Genomic DNA, 22,945 nt, shown 5'->3' on the forward strand with positions numbered 1-22,945 from the left:
CGCTTGTGGGAGCGGGCACTTGACCGTCGAGGGTCCTGCGTCAGAGCGGGAGGTCGTCGGGGAGCACCCGGAACGCCTTGTAGTGGCCCAACGGGCGTACGGCCCGGAAGTCTCGTCGGTCGAGGGTGAGAATCGCGTCCGTGTCGTAGTCGGCGGCAAGCGCCACGTTCACCGCGTCGGCGAGGTCGAGGTCCAGCGCACCGTAGCGGACACGGACGGACTGGGCGGCGCCCAGGTGGTCCTCCGTGATCTCCGGCAGGACGACACGGCCCCGGCTCACCCAGCGCCGCAGGTCGTCGACCGCGCTGATGGCAGCCTCCCTGCCGAGCTCGCGCGTCGCCACGTGATCCAGTTCGGCCAGCAGGAGCGGGGACACGACCAGCAAGCCCGCCGCCATGATGGCCTCGTTCGCCGCCCGGTGTTCCGGGTGAGCCGAATCCAGCGCTGCCAGGAGGCCGGACGTATCGGCGACGACAATGATCACGCGGCGGATCCGGAGCCCGAGCCGGTCTCACGCCGGATGGCATCGGCGACCGTGTCGCGGACTTCCGACTTGGGCAACGTGCGCCCCGGCCCCTCGAAGGTGCGCGAGAACAGCGGCTCGTCCCAGACCCGGTTCGCCATGGCTGCGAGGTGGATGCCCTGGCGGATGATCTCGGCCTCGCTTATACCCCGGCGCTTGGCAGCCTCCTTGATGATCGCCAGGTCCTCGGGGTCCGCGTATACGTTCGTGCGCTTCATGGACATGTACCAACACTAGTCCATGTACCGGATTGATGTATGCGCCCACCTGCGTCCCGTTGCCGAGGACCGGCCGGGCCGACCTCACGGGCCCCGCCCCGGTGCCGGACTAGTTCCGTGAAGAGGGGCCGCGCACGGCCGTCGTGACCGGGCGCGGGTCGGGGAAGAGCTGCTAGGTGCCCTCGGCGTCCTTGGCGAAGACAGTCGGGGTCCCGGGTGTGGGGCACTGGTCATCCGCGCTGTGCCTACCCTGCCCGTAGCGGGCTCCGGCAGAATGCGAGTGTGTCCCTCGACGCCGTCGACGCCGTGAACTGGTCCGCGATACCCAACCCGACGGGCCACCAGTGCGACGATCCAGAGCGCGTAGCCCACGCACTGCGGCGGCTGACGGTGTCCACCACCGCCAACGAGACGGGTGACGCGGCATCCCTTCTCGCCGGTGGCGGCTTCGTGTGTGACCACGCCGGCATGGTGTTCCCGGCCGCCTACGCGGCCACCCCGATCCTGCTCGATCTCGTCGAGCACGGCCAACGGCCACGCATCAAAGACGCAGCGCTGGGCCTCCTGTTTGACGCACTGTGCGCCCTGCCGCCCGCCGACCGGAATCGGGTGGACACCGTCTACGGCACCGATGTCCCGCTCTGCTGCGCCATGGCGCGACGTATGCGCGGCAGTCACGCCGTCCTTCTCGCCCACGGACGCTACGGGAGGCAACTCCTCGCCGAAGCGGACCTTCACTGGCGACTGACCATCGAGGAGACGGAGCCTCAAACCGACGGCACTCTCACGGCCATCGGCGTCCTCGAAGGCACTCCCCTCCCGCCGCCCGCTGAGGCCGAACTGCACGTGCCGCCCTTCGTGCAGCCTGCAATGACGGTACGCATCGAAGCGCTGACGGCCGACTCGACCGGCGCCGCGTGCATTCAACTGACTCGAACCCCGCTTGGGATCATCCCGGGATCAACCCTGTACGCGGCTGAATGCGGCCTCCGCGAACACTGAACGCGGCGCCCGTCGTCGGCGCAGAGACGCCGGTGTCCGCACCGAGGCCGCCGGCATCCTGGGCCCCTTGCGACCGCGCACCAGTTGAAGCCGTGACCGGCGAGAGCCGAAACGGTCGTCGAGCCACGACCTCCGACACTAGGCACCGCTATCGTTGCGCGGTCGCCGGAAGTGGGGGGAAGCCAGTGTTCGTCATGAAGGTCGCCCTGACCGTCGGTGTGGGCGGGGTGGTGGCTCTGGCCATCTGGGCGCTGGTCGCGGGGCGCGTCCCCGTGTCCATCCTGAACCTCGGGAAGCTGGCCCGGCCTCGGTGGTGGGCGGCGGCCGCGCTCGCGGTGTGCGTCGGCTTCCTGACCGGCCTGTGGGCGGACCCACAGTACGGATGCGCCGTCGCGATGCTCGGCGTCGGCCTCCTGAGCCTGGCACGGAAGCCCCGTCCTGCGGACCAGGACCCGGAGACCGGCGCCGCGTAGGTGTCCCAGGCGACGGTTCCCGGACTTCGGTACGAGTGATCGTCTGTCTTTGTCACCCGCTCCATGAGCAAGGCCCAGGTCGCCGACCGGGGCCTTTTACTGTCCGCCGTCAGTCGCCGGAGTGATGTCGCCTCGTCGGGCACCGACCCCAGGGGCTCGGTGTCCGACGAGACGATCTCCGGCTCAGAACACGCCCTTGTACCCCTGCCAGCCCGTGGCGATCTTCGTACGGCTGCCGAAGGTGCCCTTGCCGGTGCCGTTGGAGCGCCACAGGTTGCCCGCGGTGTCGCGCGCCACGAAGTCGGCCTTGCCGTCGCCGGTCAGGTCGCCCGCGCCCACGACCACGTTGTACGACGAGCCCCAGTCGTCGAACACCTTGACCCGGCTCTTGAAGGTGCCCGCCCCCGTGCCGTCGTACCGCCACAGGTCATTCGACTTGTCCTGCGCCAGCAGGTCGCCGTGGCCGTCGCCGTTCAGGTCACCGGCGCCGAGGATCTTCTTGTAACCCGTCCATTTGGACGCGATCTTCACCCGGGCCGAGAGCTTCCCCGTGCTCGTCGCCTTGTAGAGGTAGACGTCCCCGGTCGATGACTGACGGGCGATCAGGTCCGCCCGGCCGTCACCGCTGACGTCCCCCGGCGAGGTCAGCACGTCGTACTGCTCCCAGCCCGTGCCGAGCGAGGTGTACGCGGTCGACGGGGTCACCGCCGCCCCGCAAGCGGGGTGGTAGGCGCGCAGTGTGCCGCCGGCGTAGCGCACGAGCACGTCGTTGCACCGGTCGCCGTTCACGTCGCCGTACGGAACGAACTTCGCGTTCGTCGGCCATGCGGAACCCGTCTTCTTGCCGGTGAGGGTGCCGGTGCCGGTGCCGTACTGGTACGTCAGTCCGCCCGAGCTGTTGAGGGTGAGCAGCTCACCGAAGCCGTCCGAGGTCGCGAAGTCCCGCCGGACCGGCGTCGCGCCTGTGATCTTCACGGTGCCGGTCTGCGTCAGGGCCGCGCCCTGTCCGTCGGCCGGGGCGGCGGTCAGCGTCCAGGTGTAGGCACCGTTGCCGACCAGCTTGCCCGCGCCGTCCTTCCCGTTCCACGACGCCGGGATCACGCCTTGTGCCGCACCGCCGGTGAGCAGGCGCACGGTGCCACCGGTGGCCTTGTTCCTGATGACGAGCTGCCAGGAGGAGGCCGCCTTCGACAGCCACCACTTGGGGTTCCAGCTCGCGGCACCGCCCTTCACGTCGGCCGTGCCCGCGACGGCCGCGTCGAGCGGGGAGAGCGCCGAGACGGGGACGCCGCTGGACACGACATGGGTGTCACCCCTGGCGTCCACGTACGCGATCAGACCGGTGTACGGGTCGACGTCCCAGGGCTGCCCCGACTGGAAGGCCCCCGCCGAGTGCGTGACGGGTGTGCCGCTGCGGACGTCGGTGACCTCGAACCGGTCGCCGACGCCGGTGACGACGAACCCGTCACCGAGCTTCGCGGTCTCCCAGGCCCCTTCGGTGAGGGTCAGCTTGGTCTTGGCGACGGTGTCGTAGACGCCCTGGCTCTCCGCCGACCCCACGCAGGACCACAGCAGCCAGCGTCCGGCCGCCTGCAGGTCCTCCAGCAGGCACCCTCGCCCGAACCACACCGGTTCGCCGCGCTTGCCCGTGCGGACGTCGACGGGCACCGCACTGTCGTTGCCGTCCCGCACCCACATGGTGGTGCCCCATATCGCCGTACCCTGCTCCGGCGAGGCCAGCACCGTGTCGCCCGTGTCGAGGTCGATCACGCGCGTCTGCGGCGCCGTCTCGTCGGTGTACTCGGCGGCCATCGCGACGTGCCGGCCGCCGGCGTCCCACACGCGGACGTAGTCGTGCTCGGCGTCGACGGGTGTGCCGGGCAGCGAGCCCGTCGGTCCCACGGACCGGGGCACACGGTCGCCGCCCGACACCCACGGGTTCCAGACCACCGTGCGGCCGTCCCCGGTGCCGACGAGGTGGGGGTTGTCGTCGGTGACGCCCTGGGCTGTGCGCGAGCCGGCCGCCAGGGTGCCACCGGTCACGTCGATCGTCCGGCCGTACATGTACGTACGGCCCCGGTCCCAGTCGTGTTCCGTCACGGTCAGCCGCCCGCCGGCCAGGGTGAGCTCCTGCACGGGGTCGGCCACGGGCTCCAGTTCGGCGGCGGCCACCTTCTCGACCTCGGGAGTGCCGTCGGCGCCGGCGCGGACGAGGTTCACTCCCCAGTCAGCGGTGGCGGACCCGCTGCCGGGTATCAGGAGGCCGCCGTCGGGGGTGGGGACGGCGGGGGAGACGCTGCGCGAGCGAGCCAGTACGGTCCCCGTCGTCGACCCGTCGGTGGCGAGCGCGTCGACGCGCCAGACGGGCAGGGCGCCGTCCATGGCGCCCAGCGAGGAGTCGTAGCGGGAGACCAGGAGCGTGTCGCCGACCATGCCCAGCAGGTGCGTCGGCCCGTCGTTCGCCAGGGGCACGGTACGGACGACGGCGTTCAGGTCGTCGCGGGAATAGACGGAGACGGTGGTGCCATTCCACGACAGCAGATGGGTGGCGGTGAGGATCACGGTCCCGCTCCCGTTGCCCGTCGGGTCGTGAAGCAGCTCCACCAGCCGGCCCTGGTCGGCGTCGAGCCAGCCGCGCCGGAACGTCCCGTCGGCCTTGTACAGGACCACCATGCCGTGGGCGTCCGCCACCGGTGAGTCGCCGCCGGTCACCGAGGTGATGCCGGCCGGGACGCCCGCCACGGTGCGGTCGCGCACCGTACCGTCGGCCCGGACGTCGAAGAGATGCCACGTCAGGTCGTCGCCCGTCCCCGCCCAAGCGGTCGTCACGACGGTCCGTCCGAGCGTCCCCTGGTAGGTGTGCCGGCTCGGGAGCGGGATCGTCGTGGCCGTCCCCCCGGCCGCCATGTCCCGCAGTGTCACGGTCCGCGCGTCGTCGTCGTAACGGGCGACGACGTCCGAACCGGCGCCGAACTCCGGTATGCCCCAGACCTCGGCAGCCGAGGGGTCCACCACCGTGTCCTTACCGGTGTACGTGGTCCAAAGGTGTCCGCGCCCGGGTTCATAGCGCAGGAACCCCGAAGGTCCCGCGCTGAACAGGACGGTCTGGGGCCGCAGCGAGGTCTCCGCCGGGATGATCACCTCGGCGGGTCCGTCCGCGTGCGCGTCGAGGACCAGCGGTCCGAGGCCCATGGCCAGCGTGAGTGAGGTGGCGGCGGCGAGACCACCGCGTATGAGGGCACGTCTGCCCACTCGGTTCCTCCACAGGAGACGGGAGTTGAGGGAGATGAAAGCCAGGAGAGCAAGGAAAGCGGGGGACTCGTACGACGGATGGCGGGGCAGGGCCGCACGACAAGACGTCGATGTCCGAACCATCGTCCGGGTGGCCGGATACTAGCAGCGGCCCAGTTCGGCCATGACACGTGGTGACCTGCGCCAACGCCCGACGCCGGACTACCGGTTGGCCCTGGTTCCGTTCGCCCGGCACCGAGCAGATCGGTGACTTCCTCATCCACGTCGAGGGCGACACCGTACGGTTCCGGTGCTGACGGCCCTTCGCCGTTCTCGCCCTCCGCGCAGGAGTACGCAGACCCGTCAGTTCGGGCCCAGGCCCTGGACCGGGAGGTTCGGGTGAGTTGCCAGGAAGGTGATGTAGGCGATCGCCGCCGTCGCGCCCAGGAGCGACAGGGCGCCGCCCACCACCGCTCGCCGCCTGCTCGTCGCGCCCGTTTTCGACGCGCGGTATTCGATGCCCGCCCGCACCAGGCCCACCAGTGCCAGGGGGAGGGCCACGAAGGCGACCAGGATCCAGAACGGGCAGACGAGCCAGCACCCCGTGGACGCCCCGCCGAACCAGACCGCCAGCTCAGCCCGCGTCTGGCGCGTCTCGTCCGGTGAGTCCACTGCTGTCATGCGCTGATCCAAACAGGCCCCTTGTCGGAGGTATGCGGTGGGAGCCCCGTCCTACGCCGCTCCGACTGTCCGGGGGGGGGAGCGGCGGAGCTGGGCTGTGGGGGCTGCGGGCCGGCGATCCCGGCTCGTGAGGTGTCGGCCGGGACGGATTTCTGGACACCGGAGTCGAGGGCTGGCCGGCTTGGCCGTGCCAGGCCGGCGTGATCAACGCGGTGCCGCAGGTCAGGGCGTCGTAGCCCGGAGCGGGGGCCAGGCCGTACGTCCCGTCCGTTCGCAGCGATCGCCTGGAACCCGCGGAGACCGCCCGTGACCTGCGTAACACGTCCGGATGGGAGCCTGCCGGGGGTCCCGTCAGGCAGGTCCGCGCACCTCGCACGCGCAGGTCACCGGCTGCCCGCGGCGGCGCCTGGCGGGCATTCCGTAGCCCCGTCCGGTCCCGGCGAGCCCTGTTCGATCTTGCGAAGTGCTGCCCTCGGTCCGGGTCTTTGGCGGGTATCGGACGCGAAGGCCGCAGCGGCCGGATTCGGGCAGGCGCATACTGGAGTCAATGACTAAGCCAGCCGCACCGAAGCGCTATCTGCCTACCAGCCCCTTCAAGGTCCCGGTCACGCCGCCTGTGAGCGAGTTCGCCGTGGGCGACCGGGTCACGCACGACATGTACGGCCTCGGCCAGGTGATCGGCATCGAGGACGGCATCGCGGTGCTCGTCGACTTCGGCTCCGTGCAGAAGCGGATCATGAGCCCGTACTCCAAGATGAGCAAGCTGTAGGACCGCCCCGTGCCCGTACCGGGCACGCCGGCCTCCTGCTTGCCCCTGTCCGAATGGGAGACCCACCGTCGACCTGAACTCGCTTTTCTCCGCTCCGGAGGGAGCACCTCGCGGTTCCGCCGCGGCGTCGCCCACCCCGGTGACGAATCCCTTCCAGGCTCCGCCCGACTTCGGGGAGGACGAGTCCGTCCTGTCCGACGATGCGTACGCATCCGGTCCGGGTACGGGCGCGCCCCATGGGCACTGATCATCCAGTCCGCGGCCGGGGCCGACCCCCGGCCCGGTGCCAGAGACACCCCCAGGTCGTGAACCTGGGGGTGTCGTGGTCTCTGCGGCCTCCGCGTCAGCCGTAGCAGCCGGAACCGCTGCGGTCGGGGTCCCGGCCGGACCGGGCGCGCAGCCGCGCCCCGCCGGTGACACGCGGCGCCCTCGCCCACGGCTCGCGTGGACACCCCCCCACACACGCCTGCCGGACCCGTCAGGCCACGCCGGACCCGCGCCCACTGTCCCGCCCCATGCCGGGCAGCCCGTAGCCCTCGGCCGGGCAGCCCGTAGCCCATAGCTCTCGGCCCGGACGGACAGCCGGCCGCCTCTCTCTCCCTCCATGCCGCCCCCGGGCTCTCCCGCGCCCCCGCGCGCCCCCTCCCACCCCCGCGCACCCGGCTTCAGCCTTCCCGCCTGCGCCCCGTGCCCGCGGGCGTCCTCGTGCCCCTCTGGACGGCCTCAGGACGCAACCGGCCAGGGACTCTTGCGTCCACGCGGATCGCCTTCCCCCTGCCGTGACCTGCGGCGAAAGTGGCTTCTGCCACCGGGCGCCACACCCGTCACGGCCCTCACAGCTGCACCTGCAGGGCAGCTGTCCGGGTCAGGGACGTGGCCTGCCCGCTCGACTTCCATGCCGCAGGAGAGAACATGAAGCTGAGCAACGCCGTCCGCCGTGCCTCCGCCGCCCTCGCGGTCGGTGCGATGTCCCTCGGGCTGGTCACCGTCACCGGCCAGGTCGCGCAGGCCGCCGCCTCGTGCACCGGTGACGTGTCGATCTACGGCACGCTCTCGGACGGCCGGCTGACGTACACGCAGATCGAGCCGAACACCGGCGACCGGGTGAAGACGCTGACCGGTCCGGACCTCGGTTTCACGCCGAAGGCGATGGCGACCCTCAACTTCAATACGGTTCTGGTCACTTCGACCACCGGCGACCTCTACCGGGTCGACGTCCAGACGAACAACACCTCGCTGACCCTGGCCGCCGTCACCAAGATCTGGGACGGCGGCTGGACCTTCGACAAGATGGTGTACGACGGCGCCGGCCACCTCTACGGCACGGTCGACGGCCAGCTCCACCAGTACCTCGTGTCCCAGCCCAAGCCCTCGGGGTCCGCGCACATAGGCCAGCACGTGGTCATCGACACCGGCTTCGTCCTCAAGACGCTCGCCGCGGCCGGCGACGACCGCATCATCGCCTCCACCTCCGGCGGCCAGCTGTACAGCTACAAGATCGACGGCGTGAACGACTGGACGCGCGCCACGCTCAAGAGCGACGGCTGGCCCGCGGTCGACTCGCTCACCTCCCCCGGCGGAGGCCTGTACTACGGCCGTACGAGCGGAGGCATGTACTGGTACCACGACGTCGACCCGACGGACGGCGACGGCTCCGACATCGCCTACCACCCCAACGACCCGGTGGACGCCTCCGGTTGGACGCAGACCCTGCTGTCGGCCTACGCGAACAACTGCGCCTACGTGCCCCCGGCGCCCACCGCCACCACCGGCGAGAAGATCGCCAAGGTGGCCAACGCCCAGGTCGGCAAGGACTTCTACGACTTCGACTTCCACTACAACGGCGCCTGGTGCGCGGAGTTCGTCCGCTACGTGTGGGCGAACGTCGGCGTGAAGACGACGGGGGTCACCCCGGAGGCCGGCAGCCTCTACACCTACGGCCAGAACAACGGCACCCTGCACAGCACCCCGAAGGTCGGCGACGCCGTCGTCTACGGCTACCACGGCGGCGGGGACGCCAACCACGTGAACCTGGTGGTCGCGGTCAGCGGCGACTACGTCACCACCGTCGGCGGCAACGAGAGCGACATGGTGAAGAAGACCACGTACAACTGGAAGACCAACAACAACCCGCTCAACGCCGGTGACATCGCGGGCTTCATCTCCCCGGTGGACTGAGCGGACACGCGAAGAGGTGGCGTCCCCGGCCGGGGGCGCCACCTCCTCGCGTTGCGGCGACGGCCCCAGGTCGTGCCCGCCACCACCGAGGGGGGCGGACACGACCTGGGGCCAACAGCGTTTCTAGTACCAGTGGTTGGCCTGCCAGAAGTTCCACGCTCCGCACGGGGAGCCGTAGCGGCCGTCGATGTAGCTGAGACCCCACTTGATCTGGGTGAGCGGGTTCTCCCGCCAGTCGTCACCGGCCACATCCATCTTGGTGGCGGGCAGCGCCTGCGGGATGCCGTAGGCGCCGGAGGACGGATTCGTCGCGTTCCAGCGCCAGTTGCTCTCGTGGTCCCAGAGCGTCTCCAGGCAGGACCACTGGGCGGAGGTGGCCCACGAGGCGTCCTTGTTGTTCATCATCTGCCGGCCGGCGGCCTTGACGGCGGCGATGTCGTCGCGGTCGACCGTGGTCGTGGTGGTGGTGCAGTTGTACGTGGCGGGCTGCGCGGACAGCAGTTTCTGCGTCCAGCCACTGGTGTTGACCGGGTCGTCGAGGTGGTACGAGATGTCCGTACCGGATCCGTCGATCGGGTTGGCGTCCTTGTACCAGTACATGGCGCCGGTGGACAGGCGGCCGTAGTACAGGCCCCCGCCGGGCGAGACGAGCTGGTTGAAACCGGACCAGCCCGACGGCTTCAGCGCGTTGCTCTTCCAGGAACCCGCGCCCGCGATCGAGTAGTCGAGCAGCCGCCCGTCCTCGGTGGTGGCGCCGAGCCGGTCGTCGCCCGTCGCGGTGAGGGCCTTCAGAACGAACCCCGTGCCGACCTCGGTGCGTACGCCGATGTGCTGGGAGCCGGCGGGCTTGTCCTCGGTCACGTTGTAGCGGAGGAGCAGGCCGGCGGCCGTGGTGCCGTAGAGATGGCCGTGACCGTCGTAGGTGAGCTTGTCGTGGGTCCAGCCGCTGTCGGCGATCCGCACCGGCGCGCTCATCAGGTCGAGGCTCAGGTTGTTGGTCCTGACGTCGACGCGGTACAGGGCGCCGGAGGTCGAAGTGACCAGCACCGTGTTGAAGTTCAGAGTCGCCATCGCCTTCGGCTCGAAGCCGAGGTCCGGTCCCACGAGCACCTTCGCGAGGTCGCCGGTGGCCGGGTTGATCTGGCTGTACGTCAGCCTGCCGTCGTCGAGTACGCCGTAGATGCTGACGCCGCCCGAGCAGGTGGTGGCCGCGTCGGCCGTACCGGCGGTCGCCGTGAGCATCCCGACGCCGAGGGCTCCTGCGGCCAGCATGCCCGCGGCTCTGCGGCCGGTCGTGCGGATGTTCATCATGTCCCGTTCCCCCTGGGGCGGTTGTGGTCGTACGGACGTATGAGGAGGCGTGCTGCTCGCAGGCGTGTCGGCGTGCCGAAAGGGGCGGACTGCGCCTGTGGGTGGGGCCGGTGACCGTGGCCCCGTCGGTGTCGGTCCCGGCGGCCGGTGCGTACGCGCCGACGGCCGGCCGCTCGCCTACTGCCAGCCGGCGTCAGCCGGGGCGGTCTGCCAGCCCGCGTCCTGCGGGGTGACCTGCCAACCGGCGTCCGCGAGGACGGAGGAGGCCGGAGCCGTGTCCGTTCCGGCCACGGCCGCGAGGGCCGGGGCGGCGAGAGACGCGGCGACGGCCAGAGTGGCGACCGCGGCGGCCTGGGCGATGCGAGTACGCAGCATGACGGGTTCCGTTCCTTCCGGGGTGAGCGGTGGTGTCCGGCTGGCGTCGCGCTCCGCGGTGGCGGTCGGCCTGGCCGGTCCCCCATAGGTTCGTCGCAGCTCAGGCCCGCGGAAAGGGTTCACGGATGGACGGAAAGGGCCTTGGACTGATGCGTCCACGCAGGCCGTTTCCGTCCACGGCGCCGTCCCCCGGACATCCGGCCCTCGATTCGCGTCCGCCACCCCGGGGCTCGTATCCGGCGACCGCCCCGGACCCGCGTCCACCGACCGCCCGTATCCGGCGCCCGGCCCCCGAAGCCGTATCCGTCGGCCGTCAACCGTCCCGGACTCGTGTCCGCCGACCGCCCCGGACGGTCATCGGCCATCCGGCGCCCGCCCCGTACCCGTCCTGATACGGCTCCCCGACCCCCTCAGTCCACCGGCTGCGGTACGAACGCCAGCGGGAGGACCGGCACCCCCGCGCCGGTCAGCCGGGCCCCGGCCAGCTCGGGCATCGCGCGCAGCAGCCGTTCGCAGACCAGGACGGCCCGCTCCTCCGCCTCCTCCAGGGCGCCCGCCAGCAGATAGAGGCCGAGGATGAGCCCGCGGGGCGGGCGCGGATGCACGGCGACGTGCTCGACACGGTCCGCGGGGTCGATCGCGCGTCGCACCGATGCCCTTATGCCGGGCGGGAGTTGCGCGGCGTCGGGCAACTCCAGCTGCGCGTGGACCAGATACATGCGCTCCAGCGTCTCAACGCGGGCGCTGTCGCGGGAGTTTCGCGGGCTGGACGGTTGCGGCCTGGGCCTGTTCCGTCCCTCCCTCTGTGACGATTCACCCACTCTCTGCGAAGATCCCCGACGGGCAGGGGATGTTCCACGCAGGGATCTGGGGGATCACATGACGACCGCACTTGGCCTCGACTCCGTCGCGGAGACCGTGTACCGCGCGATGCTCAGACACCCGGCGGCCGGCGTCACCGCGCTGACCGCGGTCGTGGAGCTGTCGGAGGAGGAGGTGCGGGACGCCCTCGACACCCTGAGCGAGCTGGCCCTGGTGCGCCCCGCCGCCGGGGACGCGGGCCGTCTGCGCGCCGTGTCGCCCGACATCGGGATGGAGGTCCTGATGGCCCGGCAGCAGGCGCAGCTCGCAGCGCACCAGCACCGTCTCGAAGCCTCGCGGGCGGCCGCCGCCCAGCTGATCTCCGAGTACGCGGAGCTCCGCCCCGCGACCAGCCATCCCGGAGTGGAACAGCTCGTCGGGCTCGACCAGATACGCGACCGGCTGGCCGTGCTCACCCGTGAGGTCACCGAGGAGTTCCTGACCTTCGCCCCCGGCGGGCCGCAGACCGCGGAGAACATGGCCGCGTCCCGGCCGCTCAACGAGGACCTGCTGCGCCGCGGGGTGCGTATGCGCACGGTCTACCTGGACAGCGTCCGCACCAGCCGGCCGACCGTCGAGCACGCCGACTGGCTGGCCGGCCTGGGCGGTCAGGTCCGTACGGTGCCGTCCCTGCCGACCCGGATGATCCTCATGGACCGGCGGATCGCCATGATGTCGGTCAGCAGCGACGACACGGCCGCGGGCGCGGTCCTCCTGACCGGACACGGCACGCTCACCGCGCTGTGCGCGCTCTTCGAGACCACCTGGGAGTCCGCCCGGCCGCTCGGCGAGGTCGTCCCCGTCGACCGGAACGGGCTCACCGGCCAGCAGGCGACCGCCCTGCGGCTGCTGGCCGAGGGCCACACCGACGAGGCGATCGCCAAACGCCTCGGGGTCTCCCCTCGTACGGCACGGCGGATCGCGTCCGAACTGATGGACCGGCTCAACGCGCGCAGCCGGTTCGAGGCCGGGGTCCGTGCCGTGCAGCGGGGCTGGCTCCCGGCCCGCCCCTGACGGCGGGAAGGGCGCGGAGGGCGGCCGCCGAGAACGGCCGGACGTGCCTCCGGGGCCACGACTCGCCTCCCGGGCAGGTGACCGGCCCGCAACTCTCCGTCGCCAGGAGTTCGTTGACAGCGGCCGTCGCCGGGCGTTGACTGGCGGGACGGTGCGGGCCGACCGGGCGGGCGGGGAGCGTCGAGGACCCCCGTCCGGATGTCGGGGTCCTGGGCGCGTAACAGGGCCCGCGGGCTCGGCCTGATCCGCACGAGGGCACGGCCGGCACCCGGTCGGCGCGACGCACAGGAAAGTGACGACACGATGATGTACGACCAGGCACGCGCCCAGCAGCCCCCGGACAAGGGTTCCGGAGCCGGCGCACGCCGGGTACCGGGGCCGGAGCCGCTGCTCCCCGCCGAGGAACGGGACCGGGTCTCCCAGCGTCTGCGGCAGGCCCTCCTCGACTTCGCCGACACCCCTCGTGAGGCCCTGGAGTCGGCCGAGAGCGCCCTCGACGACGTCACCGCGGAACTGGCGAAGGCCCTCGCGGAACGGCGCCGCAGCCTCCGGGCGGGCTGGCAGGACCAGGACGCCCAGGCGCAGGCGGAGGAGTTCCGGCACGCGCTGCGGCAGTACCGGGAGATCACGGAGCGACTCCTGCGGCTGTGACCGGGCGGGCGCCGTCGCCCTCGTCCTGGCCGGCGCCCGGCTCTCCGGGCACACCGAGCGACGCACGCTGCGCTGACGGCGACGCGCGCGCCGCGTCGGGCCCGCATGTCCGGCCCACGATGTTCCGGCCGGGACGCGGCGCCGGCGGGGCCGACGTCGCCGTCGTCAACGGTCACGGCGGGAAAGACGGTCCTCCAGGACGACGCGCCCGTCCGCGCCGCGGAGTAGCTTTGAGATACCGAGGGCATTTCGCATACCGGCTGCCACGCCGGGATCGTTCTCGGTGAGAAAAGGTGACACCGGGCCGTCCACAGGCCGTCCCGGAGACGGGTCGGCACCATGTCCGCCACCTACGAAGACCGCGAGCTGCCGCGGCAGAAGCAGCAGGACGACATCGCTCCCCGCCTCGCGCTCAAGGGCCCCACCGCGTCCGGCGGCCTCCTGGACGGTGCCTGGTGGCCGCGCTCGCGCGACCTCGCGCGGGAGCTGCCCGGGCTGGTCGATGCCCTCGAACCGCTGTGGGGCCGCGTCACGCGCGTCGCCGTCAACCCAGCCCACTGGGATGCCGTCCCCCGCCACGTGGCGGGTCGCGGGCACGTGGTGAAGGTCGGCTGGTTCACGCAGGAGCTGGATCCGCACAAGGTCCTGCTGCTGTCGTACTCCGTCGGTCGCTGGGACCTGCTCGTCGTCCCGCCCGGCACCGGGACCGCCGCGGCCGAGCGCCTCATGGCCGCCGCGTCCGATCCCGGCGCCGCCCCGCTGACCGCGAGCGCGCTGATCGCAGCGGAGGAGTCCCGGCACGGTGCCGATGCGCCCGGGACAGACACAGAGACGACGCCGGTACGGGACGAGGCCCCGCCGGTGCCGTCGGCGTCGGCTGGGGACGAGTCCACGCCGGTGCCATCCGCGTCGGCTCGGGACGAGTCCACGCCGGCGCCGTCCGCGCCCGTACGGGACGAGTCGACGCCGGTGCCGGAGGATGACGCGGTCGCGGGCGCGGTTGCCGTGCCCGTGGTCGCCCCCGGTCCGCCCGCTCCCCTCGTCGCGGGGACGTGACGGTCGTGGAGGTCGTCCTGACCCTCACCGCGTACATGGTCCTCACCGCCGTGGCGGCCTTCGTGATCCGGCGGCTCAACTCCCTGCACGCCGGCCGGATCGCCGCGCACTCCTACGGCCGCCCGCTGCCGGGCCGGCGCCCCGAGAGCCGGGTCCCGTCCGGCCCACGGGGTGCCGGCCGGGGTCCCGGCGACGGCGCCGCCCCGCCGGTCTCCGCCCCTCCGGACGACGGACGGGACGCCAACCGGGAGGGCCGGTAACTTCCCTACAGCAAGGGCGAGTTCACACGCCCCGGCAGCACCGGGACCGGCCCTGCTGACCCTGGAGTGAGACCGGCCGACCGCGCGGGGGCGCCACGTCCCGGTCGGCGGCCCCCGACCGGGCGAACCGCTCCGGGACCCCGAGGGACCGGCCCTCGAGCGAGCCGGGCGGCCGGGATTGTCGGTGCCCGGGCCGGACTACCGTGCGGTCACCGGGGTTTCCGGCACATCGGCCGTCCGCCGACGGCGCCCCCGGCGGCGGCACCGGCGACGGCGGCACCGGATCGCCACGCACGATCCGGACCGAGGGCCCGCGCCCGCACGCGCCCGACGGCGACCTCGACGCCGACAGCGCGCGTCACGCCCCTCCCCGCCGCGCGGTCCGCCCCCTCCGGCCACCGACCTCTCCCCCGGCCTCAGGGACGGAGTCCGGCCGCCGCGCGGAACCGCGACGGCCACCCCGGATCCCGACGCCCGGTTTACCGCGTGGGCCCGCCCTGTCACGATGCCGAGTCCGGGGGTGTCCGTCCCGCGGCGGGGGAGGTCCGTATGGCCGAGGTGTACCTGCGCAGACTGTCCCGGTGGCAGGCCGAGCAGCAACGGGACGCCGTCGCGGACGTGCACGTGACGGCGTACCGCGGTGTCGCCGGTGCCGAGTACCGCGACCGCCAGAGCTATCTGCGCCGGTTCGAACAGCACGTCCAGCAGCCCGACTTCGACATGGTGGTCGCCGACGCGCACGGCCTGGCCGGCTGCGTCTACGGATTCCGGGTCGCGCGCACCGGCGACTGGTGGTCGGACTTCCGGGGCGAGCTGCCGCCGGACGTCGAGGAACTCACCGCCTCCGGGCGGACGTTCCTGCTGGCCGAGCTGATGGTGCTGCCGGGTCACCGGCGCCAGGGGGTGGCGACCCGGATGGCCGAGCGGCTGCTGGCCCGGCTGGGGAGCGACCTGGTCGTCGCATCGGTGAACCGGCCCGACGCGAACGGCCACGCGAACGTGGCGGCGAGGACCCTGCACTCCTGGGGCTGGACGAGACTCGGTGGACTGGGCCCTCGCAACCCGCCCGGCGCAGGCCCCCGCACGAGTCCCGGCTCCGAGGCCGGTACGGGGCCGGGTGCGTGGGCCCAGGAGGTGTGGATCCGCAAACCCCCGCGCTGACCAACCGCCCCGGCACCACCGGCGGTCGCGTCCCCGGAGACGTCGGCGGTCGCCTCAGGGTGCCTCACCCGCCGCGGCCGCCATCAGCGGTACGGCCGCCGCCGCGTCGGCCTCCGGCGGCACGACCAGCAGGTCCCAGCGGCCGTGTCCGGGGCTGAGCAGGCAGACGGTGTGCCTGCCGTACGAACCCGCGGACCGGCGGAGCCGTACGACGTGGTTGGCGACGAGCATCCGGCCGGGCCCCGCCGGCCACATCGCGGTGTTGACGGTGACGCCGGTGATCTGGCCCCATGCGGCCGGCAGCCCGCCGAGCAGTAAGGGCAGTTCGACCAGGAGGTCGCGCGAGCGCGGCCACCACGCCCCGTCGATGGGACGCGGCGAGGTGCTGGGCGGTGCCAGCCGGAGCCGGACGAGGGGCTCGGCGGGCAGGGGCTGGAGGGCGGTGGCCATGGAGGCGCTCCTGTCTGGGGCACGGCTTCGGCGTGCCGAGGGCTCGTGTACGGCGGACTTCGGGGCGGAGCGGACGAGCGCGACGAACGGTCGAACCGGCTGACGGCCGCGCCTCCTCGGCCTCGGGGCGAGTGGTCCGGCCAAGGTCTCGGGCTGTCCGTCGCGTTGTTCGGTACGGGAGAAACGGTGGGTCGGGAGGCGGAAGGGGACGACCCTCAGGACGCGCGGGCCCCTCCGGTCATGGTGCGCATGAGCCCCTTCGCCGTGCGGGACGTGGCGGGCGAAGGGGGTGCGGGAGCACCGGCACGCCTACTGCGGGAGCGCCAACACGCCTACTTTGTAAGGTCGTTGACGCGCTCGCCGTACCGCTCGTCGGGGACGGGGGCGCGGGCGCCGCGAGGGGCGGGACGGTGCGCGGCAAGGACGGGCGCGCGGTCCGCGACGGGGCGCCGCACCGCCGGACACGCCTCGGCAGCGGGACTCGTACGTCGGACGCCTTCTGCCGTCATAGGGCGGAACCTGCCCCGGGCGATGGACGCCCGGCGTCGTCGTGAACAGAGGACGAGACCGGCCTGACCACCGGCGTACGACGAGTCCTCGGCGTCCCCAGCCTACTCCGCCGGTCCGGGACGGGAACGTCGGCGACCGGGGGGCCTCCGCACCACCGTCCCCCGACCGGACACGGGCCCCGGGGCGGCTGCCGTCCCGATCGGCGGCACGGGCGCCCTCGCCCGCCCCACGACCACCCCCTCTCCGGAGATCCGCTCGCGCCCCGGACAAGTTCGGCCACGACCCGGAGGGAAACCGGCTGGGCGCGGTCACGCCAGGGCCCCCGTGCGCCGGATCCGAAGCGGAACGGCCGGTCGGCGCGCGGAGCCATACCCTGGCCAGGCGGCAGCCCGAGCCCCCGGCCCTCTCCGTGCAGTCCCGACCCGCGCAACAGAGGCCCTGCGCAAGGCGCGGTTCCTCCTGAGGGCGGAACGAGGAAAGAGGAGTTGGGGCGATGGCCGTTCAGCCCGACCTGTTCGACGAGTGCCGGGTCGTCCGCGCCGACGGGGAGCTGGACCTGACGACGGTCCCGGCTCTCGTCCGCGGTCTGGAGGAAGCGCGCCAGGGCACCGCGCGCCGGTTCCTCATCGTCGACATGCGCAGGGTGACGTTCATGGACGGCAGTGTCCTGGAGCCCCTTTGCTCCGCGTGGGAGGACTGCCGGAGGCGGCTCGGCTGGACCCGCGTCGTCTACACCCGGCCGGGCCTGGGCCTGGTGCTCGGAGCGGCCGGGCTCCGGGGCCGCTTCCCCCGGTACGCGAGCGCCCAGGACGCCTGGCGGGGCGTACCGGCGGACCGGGCCACAGCGAGGGCTGCCCGGCACGTCCGGGGACGGCCCGCTCCGGGCCCGGCCCCCTACGACGACCGGGCCCCGTAGCGCACCCGGCGCCTCGGCGTGACCGCGGGGTGAGTCCCCCGCGGTCCGAGCGGTGTCAGGCGGCCTGCGGCGCAACGGCTGACGGTGCCGGGCTCCCGAGCACGGGAGTGCCCGGCAGGACGGCACCCGAGGTTTGCGGGTGCCAGGTTTTCGCGCCTATGTTGGCGCGCATGCAGTCCTACACCATCGGCCAGGCGGCCCGTCTGCTGGGCGTGAGCCCGGACACCGCGCGACGGTGGGCGGACGCCGGCCGGGTGGCCACGCACCGCGACGAGGGCGGCCGGCGGCTCGTCGACGGCCGGGACCTGGCGGCGTTCTCGGTCGAGCTCGCGAAGAGCGGTGCCGAGGAGGAAGGCGCCTCCCTCACCTCCGTGCGCAACGCCTTCCCCGGCATCGTCACCGCCGTCAAGCTCGGTGACGTCGCCGCCCAGGTGGAGATCCAGGCCGGCCCGCACCGGCTGGTCTCCCTGCTCACCCGTGAGGCCGTGGAGGAACTCGGCCTGGAGGTCGGCATGGAGGCCACCGCTCGCGTGAAGTCCACCAGCGTGCACATCGACCGCACGTAGATCCCCGCGGACGTACCCCCGGCGACGCTGCCCCGTGCCGCGGCCGGGGCAAAGGCGCGCCTCCGCCCGCAGCACACCGTAGGAACGCACATGCGTGCCTCTGCGATGCCTAGGACCGCTCATGCGATGCGACAGGAGACTTTCGGCTTGCATCTGCGGAAGTATGATCGGTGTAGGCCCGTCCGAACGTCCAGAGGAGTGCTCTCGTGATGACCCGTTCCGCGCGCCGGACGCGCCGTATCCGCCGGACCCTCCGGGCGGCCGGCGCGGGCACCGCCGTGCTGCTGGCCGTGAGCGCCTGCTCCTCCTCCGGATCGGACGCGGACGCGGACTCCGCGGCCGGGTCGGGGGAGTCCGGGAAGCTCTCGGGGACGGTGACCGTATTCGCCGCCGCCTCGCTGAAGGAGAGCTTCACGAAGCTGGGCGCGCGGTTCGAGAAGGCCCACCCCGGTACGGAGGTGACCTTCAACTTCGGGGGCAGTGACACGCTGGCCGCCGGTATCACCGGGGGCGCCCCCGCCGACGTGTTCGCCGCCGCCAGCCCCAAGACGATGGCGATCGTGACGGACGCGAAGGGCACGGCCGGCGCCCCGGTGACCTTCGTGCGCAACCAGCTGGAGATCGCCACCCTGCCGGGCAACCCCGACAAGGTCTCCTCGCTGAAGGACCTCGGCAGGTCCGGCCTCAAGGTCGTGCTGTGCGACCGGACGGTGCCGTGCGGCGCCGCCGCGCAGAAAGCGCTGGACGCGAGCGGCGTGAAGCTCACCCCGGTCTCCTACGAGCAGGACGTCAAGAGCGCCCTGACCAAGGTAGAGCTGAAGGAGGCCGACGCCGCGGTGGTCTACAAGACCGATGTGAAGGCGGCGGGTGACAAGGTGGAGGGCGTGGAGTTCCCCGAGTCGGCCGACGCCGTCAACGACTACCCGATCGCCCTGCTCAAGGACGCGCGGGGCACCGCCGTGGCGAAGGCGTTCATCGCGCTGGTGCGGTCCGCCGACGGGCAGCGGGTGCTGACGTCCGCCGGGTTCCTCGCGCCGTGACCGGCCGGCGGCGCGGGCGGGCCGGGACCGGCGCGCGGGGCAGGGCCCCGCTGCCCCTCCTGCTGCCCGCCCTCGTCGGCCTGGTCTTCCTGCTGCTGCCGCTGGTCGCGCTGCTGGTCCGGGCTCCGTGGCGCAGTCTTCCGGAGCAGCTGACCAGTCCGGAGGTCTGGCAGGCCCTCCAGTTGTCGCTGGTCACCGCGACGGCGGCCACCGCGGCGAGCCTGGTGATGGGCGTGCCGCTGGCCTGGCTCCTCGCGCGCACCGACTTCCCCGGCCGCGGTTTCGTGCGCGCCCTGGTGACACTGCCGCTCGTCCTGCCCCCGGTGGTGGGCGGTGTGGCCCTGCTGCTCGCGCTCGGCCGCAACGGCGTCGTCGGGCAGTGGCTCGACTCGGCCTTCGGGATCACGCTGCCGTTCACGACGGCGGGGGTGGTGGTCGCGGAGACGTTCGTGGCGATGCCGTTCCTCGTGATCAGCGTGGAGGGCACGCTACGGGCCGCCGATCCGCGCTACGAGGAGGCGGCGGCGACCCTCGGCGCGTCCCGCTTCACCGCGTTCCGCCGGGTGACGCTGCCGTTGATCGCGCCCGGGATCGCTGCGGGGTCCGTGCTGGCGTGGGCCCGCGCGCTCGGCGAGTTCGGCGCGACGATCACGTTCGCCGGCAACTTCCCCGGCCGTACGCAGACCATGCCGCTGGCCGTCTACCTCGCCCTCCAGAACGACCCGGCCGCGGCGATCGCGCTGAGCCTGGTACTGCTGGTCGTGTCGATCGCCGTGCTGGCCGGGCTGCGGGACCGCTGGATGACGGCGTCATGAGCCACGGCCGGCCGCGCCACCACCGGAGGGAACCGTCATGACGGACACCGCCGACCACTCCGGGACCCCGCCCCCCACCGGCCACACACCGTCCGCGAAGGGCCTGGACGCGCGGCTGCTCGTGGAGCGCGGGAGTTTCCGGCTGGACGTCGAGCTGCGTGGCGCGCCCGGTGAGGTCGTCGCGCTGCTCGGGCCGAACGGGGCCGGAAAGACCACCGCGCTGCGGGCGCTCGCCGGGCTCACACCGCTCTCCGAGGGCGGCCGCCTCCACCTGGACGGGGCCTCCCTGGACGGGAGACCGCCGGAGTCCCGACCGGTGGGCGTCGTCTTCCAGGACTACCTGCTCTTCCCGCACCTGTCCGCCCTGGACAACGTCGCGTTCGGGCCGCGCTGCCAGGGGCTGCCGAAGGCGGCGGCCAGGGAGCGGGCCGCCGGATGGCTGGAGCGGATGGGGCTCGCCGAGCACGCGGACGCGAGACCGCGCCGGCTCTCGGGCGGGCAGGCCCAGCGCGTCGCCCTCGCCCGGGCCCTGGCGACCGGCCCCCGACTGCTGCTCCTGGACGAGCCGCTGGCCGCGCTCGACGCCCGCACCCGGCTCGACGTACGCGCCCAACTCAGGCGCCATCTGGCCGACTTCGAGGCCGTCGCCGTCCTCGTCACGCACGATCCACTGGACGCGATGGTGCTGGCGGACCGGCTGGTCGTCGTCGAGCAGGGCCGGGTCGTCCAGGAGGGCACCCCCTCCGACATCGCCCGGCATCCGCGCACGGACTACATCGCCCAGCTCGTCGGCCTGAACCTCTACCGGGGCCGGGCCGAGGGCCACACCGTGACCCTGGACGCGGGCCCGGCGATCACCACGACCGAGAACCTGTCGGGTCCCGTCTTCGTGGCCTTCCCGCCGGCCGCGGTGACGCTCCACCGCGACCGCCCGACCGGCTCCAGCGCCCGGAACCTGTGGCAGTGCCGGGTCACCGGCCTGGAGACCCACGGCGACCAGATCCGCGCGGACCTCACCGGCGAACTCCCCCTCGCCGCCGACCTGACCACCGTCGCCGCCGCCGAACTCGGCCTGCACCCCGGCGCCCCGGTCTGGGCGACGGTCAAGGCCACGCAGACGCACGCGTACCCCGCCTGACCACCGGTCAGGGGGCCGCGGCTCAGGGGGCGACGAAGGCGTACATCCCGGCGACGGGCCGCGGCCGCCAGGTGCGGGCGTAGGGCGGGGGCCGGCCGCCGGGCTCCGACAGCGCGGCGACCGGCATCCGCCGCGTGGCCCGCTCGACGCCCTCCCGCGTGATGTTCGCGTTGTGGCCGGTGACGTTGGCGGAGGAGCAGCCGGCGTAGAAGGCGATGGGGATGGCCTCTTCGCCGGTGAGCAGGCAGGGCGGCCGTACGCCGACGCGGTGCAGCGCGGCGGCCGTGCGGGCCCAGTCCCGGTGTGCGGCGGTCGTACGGTCCACGGCGCGCTCCAGCACCGCGTACTGCACGGCGAGATGAGCGGCGAGTCCGAGCGACACCAGCGTCACGGTCACCGGGCGCCAGGCCCGGGCCGGGGCGGTGAGGAGGAAGGCCAGCGCGTCGGCGACGGGGATCGCGAGCAGGGCGTAGACGGGGAGCAGGAAGCGCGGCGCGGCGTACCCGATCATCAGGAGGTAGGGAATGCCGGCGGTCGCGGCGCAGGCGAGCGGCAGCAGCGTGCGTGCCGGGCGCCGGGTCCGCACGGCGACCGCCGCGCCGAGCGCGGCGAGCAGCGGCAGCGCGAACCACCACAGCAGGACCGCCGTGCTCGGCAGCGGCCCGCCGCACGGGCGGCACAGGGCGCGTCCGTCCATGCTGCGCAACTGGTCCAGGACGGCGATGTTCCAGCCCAGGCCGCCCTGGATGCGGGCGGCCTCGGCCAGGCGTTCGCCCAGGCCGCCGAAGCCCGCGTAGGCCTCGACGACCCACTCGGCGGCGCCCGCGACGAGCCCGGCGGCCGGCGCCGCCAGCAGGCCCCACCGCCGCGCGCGCACGGCGACGGCCAGCAGGGGCAGGACCGTCCACACGGCGTCGGTGGGCCGCATCCACGCCATCAGCGCGACGCTCACGCCGAAGCCCCACAGCAAGCGGCGGTCGCGGCGGTCCGCGCGGGCCCGCAGGAACAGGCCGACCGCCGCCAGCGCGCCGACGGCGACCCAGTAGTTGGGCATGGCCTGGGGTCCGTAGAACAGGGTCACCCACAGCGTCGCGAACAGGGCCCCCGCGAGCGTGAGGGTGCGCGGCGGGAACAGTCCGCGCCAGGCCCGCAGCGCCAGGAACAGGCCGAGCCCCGACAGCAGCGCCAGATACGTCCGCAGCAGCCCGGTGGACGACGACCAGGAGGCGACCGGCGCCACCAGCAGGGACACCCCGCGGGCGCGCGGCGCGCTGAAGAACGCCGCCGGCCTGTGCGCGCTGACCTGGCTGACGTACACCACCTCGTCCCAGCCGAGGCCCATGCGGGGGTCCACGAGGAGCAGCTGGGCGAGGGTGAAGGCGCACGCGACGAGGGCGGGCCAGGAGCGGCCGGTCTCGGGCGGCGCCGTGGCGCGCGGCCCCGGTGAGGGCGCCCGCCCCTCGGCACCGACGGTCCGGACGCCCACGGCCCTGGCCTCGTCCACCCTCCACCACCCCCGTGAGCACGACGGACCGCACGGGTGCGTACGAGCCCTGTCCGCCCGTACCCGTCACGGAAATTACCGGACAAATTACCCCGTATCTATCCGCACCGCCCGTAGGTGGGCCGGTCGCCACCGGTTCCGGAGGGCCGTCCGCACGGCGGCGGGCGGGCCGCCCGCGCCCGGGGACGGGGAAGGGCCCGGCACCCTGTGAGCGGGAGCGCCGGGCCCTTCGGTGGGGACGG

Annotated in this window: 23 protein-coding genes; 14 read left to right on the forward strand and 9 right to left on the reverse strand. The window is 73.0% G+C overall.

What is annotated here, in order from left to right:
- Positions 1–40: 40 nt before the first annotated feature.
- Both ACZ4VA_RS26520 and ACZ4VA_RS26525 read right to left on the reverse strand, forming a co-directional pair.
- Positions 41–484 (reverse strand): PIN domain-containing protein, encoded by a 444-nt coding sequence (locus tag ACZ4VA_RS26520; protein WP_355780899.1) that lies wholly within the window; start codon positions 482–484, stop codon positions 41–43.
- Positions 481–747, reverse strand: coding sequence for a ribbon-helix-helix domain-containing protein (locus ACZ4VA_RS26525; protein WP_355780896.1), 267 nt, complete (start codon positions 745–747; stop codon positions 481–483). Before ACZ4VA_RS26525 ends, ACZ4VA_RS26520 begins: the two co-directional genes overlap by 4 nt.
- 276 nt (positions 748–1,023) lie before the next feature.
- Here ACZ4VA_RS26525 and ACZ4VA_RS26530 point away from each other — a divergent pair, with 276 nt between their 5' ends.
- On the forward strand, positions 1,024–1,743 hold the full coding sequence (locus ACZ4VA_RS26530) for a hypothetical protein (RefSeq protein WP_356163757.1): 720 nt from the start codon (positions 1,024–1,026) through the stop codon (positions 1,741–1,743).
- A gap of 194 nt (positions 1,744–1,937) precedes the next feature.
- A complete protein-coding gene (locus tag ACZ4VA_RS26535) occupies positions 1,938–2,216 on the forward strand; it encodes a hypothetical protein (RefSeq protein ID WP_356163756.1) in 279 nt (92 codons plus the stop codon).
- Positions 2,217–2,399: 183 nt separating this feature from the next.
- On the opposite strand, the gene ACZ4VA_RS26540 is transcribed toward ACZ4VA_RS26535, so the two are convergent.
- Together ACZ4VA_RS26540 and ACZ4VA_RS26545 are read right to left on the reverse strand one after the other, a co-directional pair.
- Positions 2,400–5,468 (reverse strand): FG-GAP-like repeat-containing protein, encoded by a 3,069-nt coding sequence (locus ACZ4VA_RS26540; protein ID WP_356238048.1) that lies wholly within the window; start codon positions 5,466–5,468, stop codon positions 2,400–2,402.
- Between the two features lie 342 nt (positions 5,469–5,810).
- A complete protein-coding gene (locus tag ACZ4VA_RS26545) occupies positions 5,811–6,128 on the reverse strand; it encodes a hypothetical protein (RefSeq protein ID WP_355793920.1) in 318 nt (105 codons plus the stop codon).
- Positions 6,129–6,675: 547 nt separating this feature from the next.
- On the opposite strand from ACZ4VA_RS26545, the gene ACZ4VA_RS26550 reads away from it, so the two are divergent.
- The gene (locus tag ACZ4VA_RS26550) at positions 6,676–6,897 is read left to right on the forward strand and encodes a hypothetical protein (RefSeq protein ID WP_355793919.1); all 222 of its coding nucleotides are present in this window, start codon (positions 6,676–6,678) and stop codon (positions 6,895–6,897) included.
- Positions 6,898–7,809: 912 nt separating this feature from the next.
- Positions 7,810–9,075 carry a tachylectin-related carbohydrate-binding protein gene (locus ACZ4VA_RS26555; RefSeq protein ID WP_468082692.1) on the forward strand — a complete coding sequence of 422 codons (1,266 nt, stop codon included), beginning with the start codon at positions 7,810–7,812 and terminating at the stop codon, positions 9,073–9,075.
- Between the two features lie 123 nt (positions 9,076–9,198).
- On the opposite strand, the gene ACZ4VA_RS26560 is transcribed toward ACZ4VA_RS26555, so the two are convergent.
- The 3 genes from ACZ4VA_RS26560 to ACZ4VA_RS26570 all read right to left on the reverse strand — a co-directional run bounded on the left by ACZ4VA_RS26560 (position 9,199) and on the right by ACZ4VA_RS26570 (position 11,480).
- Positions 9,199–10,386, reverse strand: a complete 1,188-nt coding sequence (locus ACZ4VA_RS26560) for an aggregation-promoting factor C-terminal-like domain-containing protein (protein ID WP_468082694.1) — start codon at positions 10,384–10,386, stop codon at positions 9,199–9,201.
- A gap of 177 nt (positions 10,387–10,563) precedes the next feature.
- Entirely contained in the window at positions 10,564–10,761 is a 198-nt protein-coding gene (locus tag ACZ4VA_RS26565) for a hypothetical protein (RefSeq protein WP_356238050.1), read from the reverse strand.
- A 410-nt stretch (positions 10,762–11,171) separates the two neighbouring features.
- Positions 11,172–11,480 (reverse strand): hypothetical protein, encoded by a 309-nt coding sequence (locus ACZ4VA_RS26570; RefSeq protein ID WP_356163753.1) that lies wholly within the window; start codon positions 11,478–11,480, stop codon positions 11,172–11,174.
- Between the two features lie 160 nt (positions 11,481–11,640).
- Between ACZ4VA_RS26570 and ACZ4VA_RS26575 the strand changes: the two genes are divergently transcribed.
- The 5 genes from ACZ4VA_RS26575 (at position 11,641) to ACZ4VA_RS26595 (ending at position 15,764) form a co-directional block, all read left to right on the forward strand.
- Positions 11,641–12,636, forward strand: a complete 996-nt coding sequence (locus ACZ4VA_RS26575) for a helix-turn-helix transcriptional regulator (protein WP_356163752.1) — start codon at positions 11,641–11,643, stop codon at positions 12,634–12,636.
- 303 nt (positions 12,637–12,939) lie between these two features.
- Positions 12,940–13,287 (forward strand): hypothetical protein, encoded by a 348-nt coding sequence (locus ACZ4VA_RS26580; protein WP_355788623.1) that lies wholly within the window; start codon positions 12,940–12,942, stop codon positions 13,285–13,287.
- Positions 13,288–13,626: 339 nt separating this feature from the next.
- On the forward strand, positions 13,627–14,343 hold the full coding sequence (locus tag ACZ4VA_RS26585; protein WP_388904821.1) for a DUF5994 family protein: 717 nt from the start codon (positions 13,627–13,629) through the stop codon (positions 14,341–14,343).
- The gene (locus ACZ4VA_RS26590) at positions 14,340–14,603 is read left to right on the forward strand and encodes a hypothetical protein (RefSeq protein ID WP_356238052.1); all 264 of its coding nucleotides are present in this window, start codon (positions 14,340–14,342) and stop codon (positions 14,601–14,603) included. Before ACZ4VA_RS26585 ends, ACZ4VA_RS26590 begins: the two co-directional genes overlap by 4 nt.
- A gap of 549 nt (positions 14,604–15,152) precedes the next feature.
- Entirely contained in the window at positions 15,153–15,764 is a 612-nt protein-coding gene (locus ACZ4VA_RS26595) for a GNAT family N-acetyltransferase (RefSeq protein WP_468082697.1), read from the forward strand.
- 54 nt (positions 15,765–15,818) lie between these two features.
- Here ACZ4VA_RS26595 and ACZ4VA_RS26600 read toward each other — a convergent pair whose 3' ends face one another.
- On the reverse strand, positions 15,819–16,214 hold the full coding sequence (locus ACZ4VA_RS26600; protein WP_355788614.1) for a DUF5994 family protein: 396 nt from the start codon (positions 16,212–16,214) through the stop codon (positions 15,819–15,821).
- Positions 16,215–17,217: 1,003 nt separating this feature from the next.
- Here ACZ4VA_RS26600 and ACZ4VA_RS26605 point away from each other — a divergent pair.
- The 5 genes from ACZ4VA_RS26605 to ACZ4VA_RS26625 all read left to right on the forward strand — a co-directional run bounded on the left by ACZ4VA_RS26605 (position 17,218) and on the right by ACZ4VA_RS26625 (position 21,199).
- Positions 17,218–17,640: an STAS domain-containing protein gene (locus ACZ4VA_RS26605; RefSeq protein ID WP_468082699.1), complete on the forward strand. Its 423-nt coding sequence runs from the start codon at positions 17,218–17,220 to the stop codon at positions 17,638–17,640.
- Between the two features lie 170 nt (positions 17,641–17,810).
- On the forward strand, positions 17,811–18,206 hold the full coding sequence (locus ACZ4VA_RS26610; protein ID WP_356163749.1) for a TOBE domain-containing protein: 396 nt from the start codon (positions 17,811–17,813) through the stop codon (positions 18,204–18,206).
- A gap of 209 nt (positions 18,207–18,415) precedes the next feature.
- Positions 18,416–19,246, forward strand: a complete 831-nt coding sequence (modA, locus tag ACZ4VA_RS26615; RefSeq protein ID WP_468082701.1) for a molybdate ABC transporter substrate-binding protein — start codon at positions 18,416–18,418, stop codon at positions 19,244–19,246.
- Positions 19,243–20,061: an ABC transporter permease gene (locus tag ACZ4VA_RS26620; RefSeq protein WP_389390115.1), complete on the forward strand. Its 819-nt coding sequence runs from the start codon at positions 19,243–19,245 to the stop codon at positions 20,059–20,061. The genes modA and ACZ4VA_RS26620 overlap by 4 nt, the downstream gene beginning before the upstream one ends.
- A gap of 37 nt (positions 20,062–20,098) precedes the next feature.
- A complete protein-coding gene (locus ACZ4VA_RS26625) occupies positions 20,099–21,199 on the forward strand; it encodes an ABC transporter ATP-binding protein (RefSeq protein ID WP_468082703.1) in 1,101 nt (366 codons plus the stop codon).
- Between the two features lie 22 nt (positions 21,200–21,221).
- On the opposite strand, the gene ACZ4VA_RS26630 is transcribed toward ACZ4VA_RS26625, so the two are convergent.
- Positions 21,222–22,541 (reverse strand): hypothetical protein, encoded by a 1,320-nt coding sequence (locus ACZ4VA_RS26630; RefSeq protein ID WP_468082772.1) that lies wholly within the window; start codon positions 22,539–22,541, stop codon positions 21,222–21,224.
- Between the last annotated feature and the right edge of the window lie 404 nt (positions 22,542–22,945).

The organism is Streptomyces sp. NPDC028308 (assembly GCF_055565855.1).